At 40.6% G+C, this 15,061-nt stretch carries 16 protein-coding genes; 7 read left to right on the forward strand and 9 right to left on the reverse strand.

All coding sequences use genetic code 11. The annotated features are described in order from the left end of the window. The first annotated feature begins 98 nt into the window (after positions 1-98). From OWEHO_RS11560 to OWEHO_RS11575, 4 genes are read left to right on the forward strand one after another with little or no spacing between them, the layout of a single operon-like run. The gene (locus OWEHO_RS11560) at positions 99-3,347 is read left to right on the forward strand and encodes a DUF4175 family protein (protein WP_014202661.1); all 3,249 of its coding nucleotides are present in this window, start codon (positions 99-101) and stop codon (positions 3,345-3,347) included. Continuing rightward, entirely contained in the window at positions 3,344-3,772 is a 429-nt protein-coding gene (gene ybeY, locus OWEHO_RS11565) for an rRNA maturation RNase YbeY (RefSeq protein WP_014202662.1), read from the forward strand. Before OWEHO_RS11560 ends, ybeY begins: the two co-directional genes overlap by 4 nt. 33 nt (positions 3,773-3,805) lie before the next feature. After that, on the forward strand, positions 3,806-5,677 hold the full coding sequence (gene mnmG, locus OWEHO_RS11570) for a tRNA uridine-5-carboxymethylaminomethyl(34) synthesis enzyme MnmG (RefSeq protein ID WP_014202663.1): 1,872 nt from the start codon (positions 3,806-3,808) through the stop codon (positions 5,675-5,677). Positions 5,678-5,705: 28 nt separating this feature from the next. Next, the gene (locus OWEHO_RS11575; RefSeq protein ID WP_014202664.1) at positions 5,706-6,587 is read left to right on the forward strand and encodes a class I SAM-dependent methyltransferase; all 882 of its coding nucleotides are present in this window, start codon (positions 5,706-5,708) and stop codon (positions 6,585-6,587) included. A gap of 108 nt (positions 6,588-6,695) precedes the next feature. On the opposite strand, the gene OWEHO_RS11580 is transcribed toward OWEHO_RS11575, so the two are convergent. Further along, a complete protein-coding gene (locus tag OWEHO_RS11580; protein WP_014202665.1) occupies positions 6,696-7,832 on the reverse strand; it encodes a DNA polymerase III subunit in 1,137 nt (378 codons plus the stop codon). A 53-nt stretch (positions 7,833-7,885) separates the two neighbouring features. Here OWEHO_RS11580 and OWEHO_RS11585 point away from each other — a divergent pair, with 53 nt between their 5' ends. Then, on the forward strand, positions 7,886-9,076 hold the full coding sequence (locus OWEHO_RS11585) for a phosphoglycerate kinase (RefSeq protein WP_014202666.1): 1,191 nt from the start codon (positions 7,886-7,888) through the stop codon (positions 9,074-9,076). On the opposite strand, the gene OWEHO_RS11590 is transcribed toward OWEHO_RS11585, so the two are convergent. Then, the gene (locus OWEHO_RS11590) at positions 9,032-9,589 is read right to left on the reverse strand and encodes a CvpA family protein (RefSeq protein WP_014202667.1); all 558 of its coding nucleotides are present in this window, start codon (positions 9,587-9,589) and stop codon (positions 9,032-9,034) included. The two genes, OWEHO_RS11585 and OWEHO_RS11590, sit on opposite strands and share 45 nt — an antisense overlap. A 41-nt stretch (positions 9,590-9,630) precedes the next feature. Between OWEHO_RS11590 and OWEHO_RS11595 the strand changes: the two genes are divergently transcribed. Next, positions 9,631-9,969 carry a hypothetical protein gene (locus OWEHO_RS11595; RefSeq protein ID WP_014202668.1) on the forward strand — a complete coding sequence of 113 codons (339 nt, stop codon included), beginning with the start codon at positions 9,631-9,633 and terminating at the stop codon, positions 9,967-9,969. Here OWEHO_RS11595 and OWEHO_RS11600 read toward each other — a convergent pair. The 3 genes from OWEHO_RS11600 to OWEHO_RS11610 are packed head-to-tail and all read right to left on the reverse strand — an operon-like array spanning position 9,966 to position 11,082. Then, positions 9,966-10,352, reverse strand: coding sequence for a hypothetical protein (locus tag OWEHO_RS11600; protein WP_014202669.1), 387 nt, complete (start codon positions 10,350-10,352; stop codon positions 9,966-9,968). The genes OWEHO_RS11595 and OWEHO_RS11600 overlap by 4 nt on opposite strands. A 7-nt stretch (positions 10,353-10,359) precedes the next feature. Continuing rightward, positions 10,360-10,707 (reverse strand): hypothetical protein, encoded by a 348-nt coding sequence (locus OWEHO_RS11605; protein WP_014202670.1) that lies wholly within the window; start codon positions 10,705-10,707, stop codon positions 10,360-10,362. Positions 10,708-10,713: 6 nt separating this feature from the next. Continuing rightward, on the reverse strand, positions 10,714-11,082 hold the full coding sequence (locus tag OWEHO_RS11610) for a hypothetical protein (protein ID WP_014202671.1): 369 nt from the start codon (positions 11,080-11,082) through the stop codon (positions 10,714-10,716). Between the two features lie 76 nt (positions 11,083-11,158). On the opposite strand from OWEHO_RS11610, the gene OWEHO_RS11615 reads away from it, so the two are divergent. After that, the gene (locus OWEHO_RS11615) at positions 11,159-12,178 is read left to right on the forward strand and encodes a phenylalanine--tRNA ligase subunit alpha (RefSeq protein ID WP_014202672.1); all 1,020 of its coding nucleotides are present in this window, start codon (positions 11,159-11,161) and stop codon (positions 12,176-12,178) included. Here OWEHO_RS11615 and OWEHO_RS11620 read toward each other — a convergent pair. Genes OWEHO_RS11620 through rnc form a run of 4 tightly spaced genes read right to left on the reverse strand, consistent with a single transcriptional unit; the run spans position 12,175 to position 15,058 of the window. Beyond that, positions 12,175-12,408 (reverse strand): 4a-hydroxytetrahydrobiopterin dehydratase, encoded by a 234-nt coding sequence (locus OWEHO_RS11620; RefSeq protein WP_014202673.1) that lies wholly within the window; start codon positions 12,406-12,408, stop codon positions 12,175-12,177. The two genes, OWEHO_RS11615 and OWEHO_RS11620, sit on opposite strands and share 4 nt — an antisense overlap. Positions 12,409-12,411: 3 nt before the next feature. Beyond that, positions 12,412-13,836: a pyruvate kinase gene (gene pyk / locus OWEHO_RS11625; RefSeq protein WP_014202674.1), complete on the reverse strand. Its 1,425-nt coding sequence runs from the start codon at positions 13,834-13,836 to the stop codon at positions 12,412-12,414. 3 nt (positions 13,837-13,839) lie between these two features. Then, the gene (locus OWEHO_RS17950) at positions 13,840-14,331 is read right to left on the reverse strand and encodes an IPExxxVDY family protein (RefSeq protein WP_014202675.1); all 492 of its coding nucleotides are present in this window, start codon (positions 14,329-14,331) and stop codon (positions 13,840-13,842) included. Next, on the reverse strand, positions 14,324-15,058 hold the full coding sequence (gene rnc / locus OWEHO_RS11635) for a ribonuclease III (RefSeq protein WP_014202676.1): 735 nt from the start codon (positions 15,056-15,058) through the stop codon (positions 14,324-14,326). The genes OWEHO_RS17950 and rnc overlap by 8 nt, the downstream gene beginning before the upstream one ends. Positions 15,059-15,061 lie beyond the last annotated feature (3 nt).

Genomic DNA, 15,061 nt, shown 5'->3' on the forward strand with positions numbered 1-15,061 from the left:
GGCGGCAAAGATAATTATCTTAACAGGGTTTGTACCTTTGAACAACAGCAATTGACTGTATAAATTGACGTTGATTTGTAAAGCGTCATTACGAGACTATGGCAAAAAGTGAAATTTTACGGAAAAGACTGGAAGTTTTTATCAGCAAGTATTACAAAAATCAGCTGATAAAGGGTGCTATCTATGGCGTCAGTCTGAGCGCTATGTATTTTTTCTTTCTCGCTGTAGCGGAATATTTTGGTCGCTTTGGCAGCGGAACTCGACTCACACTTCTTATTGGTCTTATCGCTGGTCTTCTTGCAATCCTTGGCTATTACATTTTGTATCCGCTGAGTAAATTACTCAAAGTTGGAAAAAGGATTAGTTACCAAAAAGCGGCTCAAATTATTGGTAAGCATTTTCCTGAAGTTGACGATAAACTACTGAACGCTATTCAGTTAGAAACGGTTTCGGGTGCGCAAAGTGATTTGATTCAAGCCAGTATTGATCAAAAGATCGAAAACTTGTCGCCTGTTCCGTTTACTCGGGCAGTAGATTTTAGTGAAAACAAAAAGTACTGGCCGATTCTTGTTATTCCTGCTCTTATTTTTATTGGTGTTTTCCTTAGCGGTGAATGGACTAATCTTACCGAAAGTGGAAGAAGGATAGCTGAGTTTAATCGTGAATTTGTTCCAGCAGCTCCTTTCCAGTTTGTGCTTCTGAATGATGAAAATACCTTAGAAGAGGGACAGAGTGTAACTATTAAGCTACAGCTTGAAGGAGACAAGATACCTGCCGAAGCTAGTTTGATATTGGGCGATGAAGAAATTCGGATGAATAGAGGTGAAGGTTCTGAGTTTTCACTTACGATTCCAGAGGCCAGGGCAAACTTTGATCTGCGTTTTAAAGCCGCAGGTTTTCTCAGCAAAACTTATCATTTTGAAGTATTGCCGGTGCCTCAACTGCAGAATGTCCGCATAAAAATCATCCCACCTTCATATACGGGTTTGGCACCATCAGAAGAAGAGTTACGCATGGTTCACGATGTTCCCGAGGGAAGTCAGGTGATCTGGGTGCTGGGTTCAAGGCAAGCTGAGAAAGCTTGGTTTGTGGGTGATACATCAAGCCAGCCGTTCGAGAAACTAAACACTGATAATTTTAAGTATGAAAAGCGAACTACTGCAGATTTGGAATATGCAATTGATGTAGAGAATAATGCGCTTAAAAAGAGAGGTTTAAGTGGAAACAAGATACATGTTGTAAAAGATGCATTTCCTGATGTGAAAGCAGATTTTGACCAGGATAGCTTGGAGGCAAATGTCTTGTACTATTCGGTGGCGATTTCTGATGATTATGGTTTCTCGGGTTTAAGCTTGGTAATTGAGGAGGAAGGAAAGGCTGAGGTTCAAAAGGTGAATTTGAAATCTGGGTTAAACCAAAGATTTGGAAATGTATTGGACCTGGACAGCTTGGCTGGAGATGATGGAAAAACAGTAAAGGTATATTTTAAAGTTTCAGATAATGACGGGGTGAATGGGGCAAAAACTACAAGCTCACAACCTTTTGTTTTGGACCTTAAAGGAAAAAAAGAACGGGAAGAAGATATAGAGAAGGGGTATAAGCAGTATTTCCAATCAGGTAAACAAGAGCAGCAGGAGCGTGAGGAGTTGAAAAAATCTTTGGAGGAGATGAGGAGAGCTTTGATGGAAAAGAAATCCCTTTCATTTAAGGAAAAATCTAAGCTTAAGGATTTGCTGGAGAAGCAACAGGAATTGCTGAAAAAGCAAGAGCAGAACGAAGAGTTACTTGAAAAACTTAAAAGAGAAGAAGAGAAGCTTGATCTCAAAAAGGAAGAGCTTAAGGAAGAGGAAAAGAAGATTGACGAGCTAAGTGAAAAGGATAAGGAGATCGAAGACTTGATGAAGGAGATTGAGGACCTGATGGAAAAACTGGATACTGATAAGCTTAAGGAGAAGCTTGATGAACTCCAGAAAATGAACAAAAGCAATGAGCGAACTCAGGAAAGAAAGGATGAGTTACTTAAGGACTTGAAGTTTAAGAAAGACATGTTGGAGAGTGCCGAAAAGCTTAAGAATCTGTCTGAGGAAATGAAGGAGCTCTCTGAGAAAACAGGGGATGAGAAAGAGGAGTCTGCTAAACAGGATGAGGTCAAAGAGGAATTTGAGAAGGTAGCCGAAAAGTTGGAGGAAATGAAGGAGGAGAATGAAGACTTTAAAAAAGAAAGCGAAGAACAAGGCTTAGACGAAAGCAAAAAAGAGGCCTCCGAAGAAATGCGGAAATCGTCTGATAAGATGCAAAATCAGGATTCGGAAGGAGCCAATGAGAATCAAAAGAAGTCTGGTGAAAAAATGCAGGAAATGAGCGAAAGTTTACAAAGCTCTATGATGAATATGCAGTCTCAAAGTAATAAGGAGAATATTGAAACCCTTCGTCAAATTTTAGAGAACCTAGAAACGGTGTCATTTGGAATAGAAGAACTAGCTAGCCAGAGCCGATCAATTGGTAGAGATGATCCGGGCATTAAGGACATTCTTACTGAACAAAAGCGATTGATGGATGGTGCAAAATTGATTGAAGATAGCTTACTGGCTTTGGCCTCTAGAGCCCCTCAAATTCAGCAATTGGTTTTTGACGAATTGGATGCGATGAAGGAGAATATGGATGCCGGAATTAAGTATTTGCAAGAGGTGGAATCGGCAAGAGCAGCTTCGCATCAACAGTATGTGATGACGGCCGCAAATAACTTGGCACTTATGCTTGAGCAAAGCCTGCAGCAGATGCAGCAAATGCAGGCACAAATGACTCAAGGTCAACAGCAATGCCAGAAACCGGGTAGCAAACCGGATGGACAAACCTTGAAGGAAATGCAGGGTCAAATTGGAAAGATGATGGATCGCCTTAAGGAAGGTCAAAAGAAGGGCGAGGGAAGAAAGATGAGTAGGGAAATGGTGGAAACCATTAGCAAGCAGGAGCAGCTGCGTGAGGCTTTGGAAGAGATGCAGGACAAGGAAGGAAGCAGCGGAAGTAAAGGAAACAGGCAGAAGGCTATTGAGGAGCTTAAAAAGATGCAAGACGACCTTATGGATGGTAAGATTGCGGACAATTATAAGGAGCGTTTGAAAGACATTGAAACAAGATTGTTGGAGTCAGAGAAGGCGGAGCTAAAACAAAAACAGGACGAAAAGAGGGAGTCTACCACAGCGGATAAATTAAAGCAGTTGTATACTGAAGAACTCGAAAAATATCTGGAGGAGAAGGGGATTGAAGAGGAAACTTTGGATAAGCTGCCTGTTGAGTTTAGGAATTATTACAAGGGACAAACGTCTAAATATCTTAGTGTAGAATGATTCAGTTTTTAGATTTGCCGAATGTATTATTGGGTAGGGAAGAAGATCTTAAAAATTGGCTTAAGGATTGTGCCAAGAGTCATGAAAGCAGGATTAAGAATCTAGTGTATCACTTTATAGATAACGAGGAGATCACGGCTAGAAATGTTAGGCATTTGGAGCATAACTATGCCACTGATATAATCACCTTCGGTTATTCCGAAGGGAGAAGGGTTAGTGGAGAGGTGTTTATAGGATATGAAACGGTGTTTGAAAATGCAGATGACCGTAGTATTCCAAAAGAGGATGAGTTGTGCAGAGTGATTGCTCATGGTCTACTGCATTTAATAGGTTTTGACGATCGTAGTGAAGAGGAAAAGGCTGAAATGAGGAGTGAAGAAGAAAATTGCCTAATTTTGCGCCCCAAAATTTTGAGAAGCAACTAGTTATAGTTGTTTCACGTGAAACGAATTTAGTTTATGACGAGAGGAGAATATGATGTAATTGTAGTAGGCGGTGGTCATGCTGGTTGTGAAGCAGCTGCGGCTGCGGCTAAAATGGGCAGTAAGACATTGCTTGTTACTATGAATTTGCAAACAATTGCGCAGATGTCGTGCAACCCTGCTATGGGAGGTGTTGCGAAAGGTCAGATTCTGAGGGAGGTTGATGCACTGGGTGGAATGAGTGGTATTATCACGGATAAAACCATGATACAGTTTCGTATGCTTAACAGGAGCAAAGGACCTGCAATGTGGTCTCCTAGAGCACAAAGTGATAGAATGCGTTTTGCGGAAGAATGGAGATGGGCTTTGGAGTCCTTGCCTAATCTTGACTTTTTTCAGGATATGGTTACAGGCCTTATTGTTGAAGGAGGCAGGGTTGCCGGTGTTAAGACGGGTATAGGAGTTGAGATAAAAGCGAAGTCTGTTATTCTAACTAATGGCACATTCCTTAATGGTTTGATCCATTTGGGAGAAAAGCAATTTGGTGGAGGTCGTGCTGGAGAAAGGGCTTCTACTGGTCTTACACCTGAGCTAGCTGCTTTGGGCTTTGAATATGGAAGAATGAAGACAGGGACGCCTCCTCGTGTGGATGGCCGTTCTTTGGATTACTCCAAAATGGAAGAGCAGGCTGGCGATGAAAGGCCGGAGAAGTTCAGTTTTAGTAGCCAGACTAAGCCTTTAGAGACTCAGAGAAGTTGTCATATTACTTATACAAGTAATGAGGTTCATGAAATTTTGAAAGAAGGATTTGATAGGAGTCCAATGTTTAATGGGCAGATAGAAAGCACAGGTCCTAGATATTGTCCAAGTATTGAGGATAAGATCAATAAGTTTGCGGGTAAGGATAGACACCAGATTTTCGTAGAGCCTGAGGGTTGGAAGACTTGTGAGGTTTATGTTAATGGTTTTAGTACTAGCTTACCTGAGGATATTCAGTTTAAGGCGCTAAAAAGTGTTGCGGGGTTTGAAAACGTTCGCTTCTTTAGGCCTGGATATGCTATTGAATACGATTATTTTCCTCCAACGCAGTTGAAATACACTTTAGAGACAAAGTTAATTGATGGCCTTTATTTCGCTGGTCAGATTAACGGTACTACTGGTTATGAAGAGGCAGCTTGTCAGGGATTAATGGCCGGTATTAATGCGCACAGAAAAGTGCAGGAAGGAGGTGAGTTTGTTCTCGGTCGTGATGAGGCGTATATAGGCGTTCTTATAGATGATTTGATTACAAAGGGTACTGAGGAGCCGTATAGGATGTTTACATCCAGAGCGGAGTATAGAATCCTTTTGAGGCAGGATAATGCAGACGAACGTCTTACGCGGAAGGGTTTTGATATTGGTTTGGCAGAGGTGTCAAGATTGGCGGAGTTGGAAGGGAAGCAATCAAAGGTTGAGGAATTGAATCGCTTTTTGGAGAAACATGGTGTTGAACCTATGGATGTTAATCCTATTCTTGAGAGTAAGGGTTCTAGTTCTATAAAGCAAAAGCTTCGCTTGGATGGTATATTATCTCGTCCTCAAATTGAGTTTACAGATTTGATGGAGTATGGTGAGTTGTCCAATTTTGTTTTAGACAATGGAATAACCCGTGAAGAGTGGGAGCAGGCAGAGATTAAAATTAAGTACCAGGGCTATATTAACAAGGAAAAGGAGAATGCCGAAAAGCTTTCTAGATTGTCGGATATACGCATTCCTGAGGGGTTTGATTACAAGAGGTTAAAGAGTCTGAGTTATGAGGGTTGTGAGAAGTTGAGCAGAGTTCAGCCTCAAACCATTGAACAAGCGAAGAAAATAAGTGGTGTAACGCCAAGCGATATTAGCGTATTGCTGGTTTACATGGGAAGATAAATGACACGTTCCACGTGAAACTAAAGTTATGATTGAAGTAAAAAGTTGCCCCGTTTGCGGGGCGTCTTCTTTTAAAGAGGTGTTTAAAGCGCCTTATTTTAGAGGTGACAATGAGTTGTTTGCAATTCAAGAATGTAATGAATGTAAGTTCTGGGTAACTAGTCCTCGGCCGGAAGATGCTGATTTGGGTAAGTATTATGACTCCGCTAATTACATTAGTCATAACAATAGTAGCAAAAGTTTAATGGATAAAGCGTATCAGGTAGTTCGTAATTATTCATTGAAAAAGAAGGTTCAGTTGATTTCCAGAATAGATAATGGCTCAAAGAGCTTGTTAGATTATGGAGCTGGGACAGGACACTTTTTACTTGAAGCTAAGAAGTCCGGTTGGAACATAGAAGGTGTTGAAATTTCAGGAGACGCTAGAGAGGTTGCTAAAAAGGACAATGCGCTTGAGCTTCATGATCCTGAGCAATTCGAGGTAGAAGGCGGTAAGTATTCCGTAATTACGCTTTGGCACGTGTTGGAGCATCTACCAAATTTGAATGAACACCTTCAGTCGTTTTACAATGGACTTCAGTCTGGAGGAAAATTGGTGATAGCCGTTCCTAATCACGAATCAAGCGATAGCAAACATTACGGTGAAAATTGGGCGGCACTTGATGTCCCACTTCATTTATGGCATTTTAAGAAATCAAGTATTCAGGCTCTTGCTAAAAAGCATGGCTTTGTTTTTAAAGAGGCGTTAAATATGCCTTTTGATAGTTTTTATGTTTCGTTGCTGAGTGAAAAGATTGGATCTGCTAAAGGGAGCTCTCTGAAGGCGCTAACTACGGGTTTAAAGAGCAATTTGAAGGGAAAATCTGACAAAAATATGAGTAGCCTTATTTATATTCTGGAAAGACCATAAATAAGGCGCTTAGCTTTGATTTTATGCGTCTGGGGGGTTGTGTGTCTAAAAGATTGAGAAATGCGCAGAAAAGCTATTTTTTAAAGCCTGTTTGTAGGTGATTGTGTATTAGGGTTTTATACGAAGGTGGCGGGCCATATTTAGGCTTAAATCAGTCAAAACTATTTTTGGGTTAGCATTTCTTCCAATATCGTAAGCTGCGACATCTAAATCCTGCAAAATTCGTGGGGTGTTTCCAACATGTACGAATGGTGCAAATTTTGACAACTCAAAATTCACCTCTTGAAATATCTGGTTAAAGTCTTCAAGGGTTTTGTAGTGAATATTTAAGGAGTCGCGAAAAGTCTGGCTGCAAAAAGAGAGGAAGTGTTTAATTTTTTCTCTATCAAACTTTCCACATTCTTCAGCCCATCCGATAATCTGTTTTAAATCTGCAGTGAAACAACTTCGAACCCAGTGGCTAAAAAGTTTTGCGTAATCACTATAGGTTTCCGCTTTTTCTGCTAGTCTTTTTGCTTGAGCCAAGTTTCCATCAGCCATTCTAGCGATTACCTGTGCAGGTCCACTTTCAAGGTTTTCTTCTCTTTGAAGAAAAGCATGAGTTTCATTAAAGGTGAATTTTGGAATAAATACCTTTTGACAGCGACTAGTAATTGTTTTCAGAAGAGAGTCGGGATCCTCAGAAACAAAGATGAAAAGGGTTTTTTGAGGAGGCTCCTCCAGCAGTTTAAGGAGCTTATTTGAGGCACTGGCATTCATTCGTTCTGGCATCCATAGAATCATCACTTTATGTTTACCAGAGTAAGATTTTAATTGGAGTTTCCTGAGCATTTGAGCGCTTTCATCCACGCCAATTTGGGCCTGCTTATTTTGCACACCAAGTGCCTCAAGCCATCCGTATATGCTGAAATACAAGTCTTTTTGAACCATTTGTTTCCAGTCACTTAAGAAATCAGTACTGAAAACTTTTGAGGTGCTTTTCCCTTGCTTTGCTATAGGGTAGACGAAATGTAAATCCGGGTAATTGAAGGAAGCCATTTGCTTACAAGAGCTGCATGTTCCACAACTATCTCGCTCCGAAGGGTTTTCGCAAAGAAGATATTGCGCATAAGCTATGGCTAAAGCTAATGCTCCGTTGCCTTCAGGGCCATAAAAAAGCTGACTATGACTAACCCTATTGTGACGAATAGTATCAATCAATTGTTGCTTTAAAGCTTGGTGCCCTACAATTTCTTCAAACTTCATATGCTGGAGCTTAATATTAAGAGTGTATTTTTGACGCCCAAAATTAGCTAAACATGACAACAGTAGAAGATATTCAATACAACAATGGTAGGGTGCTTATTCGAGTGGACTTTAATGTGCCACTGAATGATGACCTGAAAGTAACTGATGACAACAGAATCAGAGCTACCATACCAACAATAAAAGCGGTGCTAAAAAACGGAGGTCGTCCGATATTAATGTCTCATTTAGGTAGGCCTAAAGGTGCATATGACGACAAGTTTAGCCTAAGTAACATAGTTTACAAGCTTGAAGAGCTGCTTGGTGCAAAAGTGAACTTCGCTTTGGATTGCGTAGGCGATGAAGCTGTAGAAGCCAGCAACAATCTTAAGTCAGGCGAAGTGTTGTTACTGGAAAATTTAAGATTTCATGAAGGTGAAACCTCTGGAGATAAAGGATTTGCCCAAGAGCTTGCAAAAAATGGCGATTATTATGTGAATGATGCTTTTGGTACAGCACATAGAGCCCACGCCAGCACTGCTGTAATAGCAGAGTTTTTCAAGGGAAAGAAAGCCTTTGGATTGGTGATGGCAGCAGAAATAGAAAACGTAACAAAGGTGTTAAATAGTACCGAAAAGCCGGTAACAGCAATCGTTGGAGGAGCAAAAGTTTCTTCTAAGATTGCTATTCTTGAGAACTTGGTTTCAAAATTGGATAACCTAATTATCGGTGGAGGAATGGCCTATACTTTCCTTAAAGCTCAGGGCGGAAAAGTTGGATCAAGCTTGGTGGAAGATGACTTTTTAGAAACCGCAAGAGAAATTCTAAAAACAGCGGAAGCCAAAGGAGTTAAGGTTTACCTTCCTGTTGACTCGGTGAATGCTGATAAGTTTGACAATAATGCTGCTAAAGAAACTACCCCAGCTGATGAAGTGAAAGATGGCTGGATGGGCCTTGATGTGGGACCGGAAACCGTTACCATGCTTGATGAAGTTTTGGTTAATTCCAAAGTGATTCTATGGAACGGCCCGATGGGTGTTTTCGAGTTTTCAAACTTTGAATTTGGAACAAGGGAAGTTGCTAAAAGTATTGTGAAGGCTACTGAAGCCGGTGCTTTTAGTATTGTTGGCGGTGGAGACTCTGTGGCAGCTGTAAAGCAGTTCGGAATGGCTGATCAGGTAAGTTACGTTTCTACGGGGGGCGGAGCAATGCTTGAGTACCTAGAGGGGAAGGAGCTCCCTGGCATCAAGGCTATCCTTAATTGATGGCGGAATAAAATCAAAGGGGGATTCTTTCTGGTCAAAATCAGTGGAGAGTCCTCCTATATAAAGACTTGCGTCCAAAAGGTATTCATATACGATGCTCTTCTTAAGTTGTGGGGAATTTTTTTTCCATTGATTGAACCACGGCTGAGCAAAGAATATAAACAGACAGAGGAGGAGTAGGCTTTTGAGGAAACCAAAAATTCCGCCAAGAACGCGGTTTACCATACCGAGCATCATAAACTTTAGCATTTTGGTAAGGATAAATGCGAGAGCATAAAGACCCAATGAAATAACTAGGAATACAGAAATGTAGCCAGCAATTTCTAATGTGGTTTCTGAGGCCTCAAAATGCTTAGCAAGCCACTTGGACATTTCTGCGGAATAGGTGTAAGCAAAATAGATTCCGAGTATAATAGACAGCACCGAAGCTAACTCGTGTACCAAACCTTTTAATAGCCCGCGGACAAGGCCATAGACTAAAGGTAGTAAGAGAAGAATGTCAACAAAATTCAAGATATAGTCCTTTTAGAGGGCTTCAAAAGTATTTTAAATAAATGAATAGGGAAGAACTTAAAGTAAAGTGGGAAAAGCTCGTAAAAGACGTTTCTGCTCGTTTTGGAGATGGTGAGGAACTAGATCTTGATGCTATTATATTTTTGGTAGGTGTGCAAGAGCTAGGAATGGGCTTCGGAAAATTCAAGAAGGATGAAAAGCTGAACCTTATGCATATCGCCATTTGCCGTGTACTAGAACCTTACGGATATTACGAATATGAAGGACGTGATCCTGACGGATGGCCACATTATAAGGTGATAGAACAGCTGCCATCTCTGAAGCCCGGGGAGCAGAGCCTACTTATGAAAGAGGCTTTAGTAAGGTATTTTGAAAATTAAGGCGAATAAACGCAGCCAGGAACATTAGGGTCATATACTTCCAAATACACAGTTTTGGTTACCCTTTCATTTGGCTCAAGTCTAATATCAGCGCAGCCCATATAGGCAAAAGGATTAGCTCCTCTTGTGGCGCGGATCAATAAAACTGCGTTCTGATCGTATGTAAAGCTTACTTTTCCATTTTGGTCAGTTATACCTAACATATCAACCGTATTTCCCTGTACAGGAGTAAATACCTCCACGTTTACGTTTGCCACAGAAATACTGTCGTCATAAGTTTTTACCACTATAGTAAAGGGGTATTCAGGGTCTAAATCTTCTTTCTTGCATGAGAATATCAAGGCAAGGGAAAGAATAATAAGGGGGAAAAATATCTTTTTCATAATTAACTTAACATCCGTTGGTAGCTTGTTGGCTAAATGGTTTTAGCTCAATATATATCGTTTTGTGGCCTTTGCTTATTATCTCCGAAGTACATGAACGGGCACTCCCTTTTGTTATTTCTATTTCGGCATGCGTAGCTTGTTCAAAAATAAAACGAACTTCTCCGTTTTCGTCAGTTCTACGAAATATACTTGTGCCTCCTGTAGTAGCCTCATATAGATGTACGGATGCATCATTAACTACAGAAGACTCGGTTGAAACCAAAACAGTAAGCTGGTACAAATCGGCCTCTTTTTTACATGATAAAAAAGACAAAGAAATAATAGAAAGAAATGCTATTAAAACCTTTTTCATACTATTCTAGCAGCCGTTATGTGCTCGATCCACAAATGGTTTTAGGTCAATATAAATAGTGTTTTCACCTCTATTTACTTCTGCAAAGCCGCAAGCCTGAAAAGATCCTTTTGCTACTTCAATCTCCACAATCACCTTATTTTCAAAGCTAAACTTAGCCTCGCCTTTATCATCAGTAGTATACCAGTAGTCTATTATTGAATTAGAAACAGGTGCAAATAAATGAACGTTAGCGTTTTGTACTCTTACAGAGTCGTACGTTGTAATGACCACTGTAAGTTCATAGTCTCGTGTATCTTTTTCACAAGATGTGGTGCTAATGGCAACTCCCAAAAGGAGTAATAATGCACCGATAACCGGAAGAAGTCTTTTCATGAGTGTAGATAATAATTCACATCTTTGCCAAAAGCAAATATAGTAATTAACGTATACGATAGGTTTTTCGCCTTTTATGGAAGCTAAAATTAAGGGATATCTTCAAGAAGTAGAAAGCTTCAATGAGTCTGATGGAGCTAAGATAGAGGAATTTAGGATAAAATTTTTGGGTCGAAAAGGGCTGATACCTGCGCTGTTTGACGAGTTCAAGGCTTTACCCGGTGATCAAAAACGGAATGTGGGGAAACCTCTAAATGAGTTAAAGCAAGCTACTTCGGCTAAAGTTGAGGAGCTAAAAGCGAACTCAGGCGCTGGAGAAAGTGTGAAAATGCACTATGATCTCAGCCGTCCAGGAGGAGAAATTGGCTTAGGAAGCCGCCATCCAGTAAACTTGGTGAAGAATGAAATTATTCAAATTTTTGAAAGGATAGGGTTTAACGTAAGTGAAGGACCGGAAGTAGAGGACGACTGGCATAATTTCACAGCATTAAATTTTCCGGAGGAGCATCCAGCTCGAGACATGCAGGATACATTCTTTGTAGCAAGGAATCCAGACTGGGCTCTTCGCACTCATACAAGTAGTGTTCAGGTTCGCACTATGGAAAATCAAAAACCACCAATTCGTACTATTTCGCCAGGAAGAGTATTTAGAAATGAGGCAATTTCTTCGCGCTCGCACTGTATCTTTCATCAAGTAGAAGGACTTTATATTGACAAGAATGTGAGTTTTGCAGACCTGAAGCAAACACTACTTTACTTTGCTCAGGAATTCTTTGGTAAGGATACAAAGATCCGACTTCGTCCATCATACTTTCCTTTTACCGAGCCGAGTGCCGAGATGGATGTGTACTGGGGTTTGGAAAATGAAGTGGACTACAGAATGACCAAAGGAACTGGTTGGTTGGAAGTAATGGGTTGCGGAATGGTGGACCCAAATGTGCTGGAAAACTGTGGAATAGACTCTAAAGAATATAGCGGTTATGCTTTTGGAATGGGCGTAGAACGAATTGCGATGCAACGATTCCAAATCAGTGATATCCGACTTTTATTTGAAAATGATCAGCGCTTTTTAGAGCAATTCAAATCTGCTCTTTAAGAAAGCCCGTCAATGGCTTTTGCCAAATTAATATCCTTATCTGTCACTTTAGAACCCGAATCATGGGTAGTGAGAGATAAGGATATTTTATTGTAAACATTATAGATTTCGGGATGGTGATTGTGCTTTTCAGCTAAAATGGCCACACGGGTGAGAAATGCAAAAGCCTCGCTAAAGTCTTTGAACTTAAAATCTTTTACTAGCTTATTGTCCTTCTCTTCCCAGTTCATCTCTTAATCTATTTGACTAATTTTTAACATATTGGTGGTACCGCTTTCTTCAATTGGCATACTTGCAATTTTTACCACAAGGTCACCCTCATCTACCAAACCATTGTTTTTGGCAATTTGTTTAATCTCCTTAAAGGTATTGTCGGTACTTTCCATGTTATCATAAAAATACCCTCGCACTCCCCAAACTAAGCTTAGCATGTTCAAAATAGAGCGGTTGGCTGTAAATACAATGATGTTACTTTTTGGCCTGTGAGAAGAAATTTTATAGCCGGTATAACCACTAAATGACATGGTGAGAATAGAGGAGGCTCCAATCTGATCCGCAATTTTACTGGCGTTATAACAAATTGAATCTGTGATAAAACGTTCGTTGCGATAGGTTGGTGGGTTTTCAGTTTTGGTAGCTACCTGCCCACTTTCCTCTACGTGCTCTATAATCTTTGTCATGGCCTCAATTACCTTAATAGGATGTTTTCCCACAGAGGTTTCTCCACTTAGCATTACAGCATCAGCGCCATCCAATACACTGTTGGCTACATCATTCACCTCAGCTCTTGTGGGGCTGGCATTTTCTATCATGCTCTCCATCATTTGTGTAGCGATCACTACAGGACGAGACATTTTGTGGCACTTGTTCACAATCATCTTTTGGATAAGCGGAACACTTTGCATCGGAACTTCTACACCAAGGTCACCACGAGCTACCATAATAGCTCCAGTTTCCTCTATAATGCGATCAATCTCAACTACGGCCTCAGGCTTTTCTATTTTAGAGATAACGCGACACGGGGCGTTATTTTCGGCAATAATTTTTTTCAGTTCTATCACATCATCTGCTGAACGAACAAAAGAAAGACCAATCCACTCTACTTCATGTTCCATGGCAACTTTAAGGTCCGCCAAATCCTTATCCGTAAGGCAAGGAAGAGAGATTTTAGTGTTAGGAAGGTTTACACCTTTTTTGGACTTAAGTGGGCCGCCATGAATTACTTCGGCTTGTACTTCATCAATGCCGTTAGTGCGGATGATTTTTAAAAGAATCTTACCATCATCAACGAGTATGCGCTCACCAACTTTTACATCGCGAGGAAACTGCGAGTAGGTCATAAACACCTTTTTGGCAGTACCCATCTCGTCTACATTAGAAAAGGTAAGAATGTCGCCCTGCTTTATTACAGCTCCCTCTTCTACGTTTCCGATTCGCAACTTAGGACCTTGAAGGTCGGCAAGAATAGCTACGTTATAGTCGTGTTCAGCATTTAGCTCACGAATTTGCTTTATCATTTGCACCGCATCCTTGTGTGAGCTGTGCGAAAAGTTGATGCGAAAAACGTTTACCCCGGCCTGTATCATTTTATACATGGTCTCTTTGCTTTCGGTAGCTGGGCCAAGGGTGGCTATAATTTTTGTTTTGTTAAAAGACATATTTTAATACTCTAATAGTAGGTTTTTAATGTGTTTTGAGCTTTCAATGTTAACTTTTTGAAAGGTACGAACATAGCTGAGCTTCTTTAAGTTTTTATTAATAAAAGCATCAAGACTCGAAGATGACTCGCCATCATACCATAAAAAGAAATCAATCATTTTTAAATCAGATACCAAAGGTACGGCACTGGTTTCGGAACTGAGAGAATCCAATTGCAGAGTTGCAGAATGCTCTGATTGTTTGATTCTTGCCTTTCTATTTGTGGTAAGTAGCCAGGTTACTTGTTTTTCAGGGTCGTCAAATTCAAACTCGCTATAAAGAAAAGTTCCTTTTTTGGAGCTAAACTCACGGTCAGCCGGAGCGCGTTTTAGCTTTAAGCTTAAAGCTTCATTAAGCATGTAGCAGAGGCGGTAATCGGGAAGCTCGCTTACGATTCCAAAGATGGTAGCTTCTCTAAAGTAAAAGTCTTCGTCAAGCTCAATCTTTTTAGCCATTATCGTGTACAAGAATTTTTTTGTAGGCCAGTCTCGAGGCTTCTTCTTCAGCTTTCTTTTTACTGCTTCCACTGCCGGTGCTTATTAGATCACCGTCAATTTTCATGGAGATTTCATACTTGCGGTTATGGCTTTCACCGTAACAGCCGGTAATCTCAAAGGCGATTTCTTTTTTGTGTTTTTGTCCCCATTCAAGTATTGCTCCTTTGTGGCTGGCAATTCTGTTCTCTAGAGTGCTTACATCCACATGTACGTTGATGATTCGGTCGAGCACAAAAGCTTTTGTGTCTTCAAAACCACGATCGAGATATACAGCGCCAATCAAAGCTTCAAGGGCATCACCATAAATAGACTTTGCGTTTACCGTGCGCGAGGTTTTCTTTACTACCAGTTTGTTGAGCCCCATTTTCATACCCAGCTGGTTGAGGTGCCTGCGGCTAACAATTTTGCTGCGCATACTGGTAAGGTATCCTTCGCCACTTTCGGGGTATCTATCGTACAGAAAATCGGCTACAATAGCTCCAAGAATAGCATCCCCTAAATATTCCAGCCTTTGATTATTAAGACGTGCACCCTGGTTTTCGCGTGAAGCGGAACTATGCCTAAAGGCTAATTTATAATGCTCCTCAGTAACGGGGTCAAAGCCCGTGATATTTTTAATTTCAAAAAAAAAGTTCCCGGTATCCTTTCGGAAACGGGAACTTAATCTTTTTAACCAGTTGATCATGAA

Source organism: Owenweeksia hongkongensis DSM 17368, from assembly GCF_000236705.1.
In the GTDB taxonomy this organism is placed as follows: domain Bacteria; phylum Bacteroidota; class Bacteroidia; order Flavobacteriales; family Schleiferiaceae; genus Owenweeksia; species Owenweeksia hongkongensis.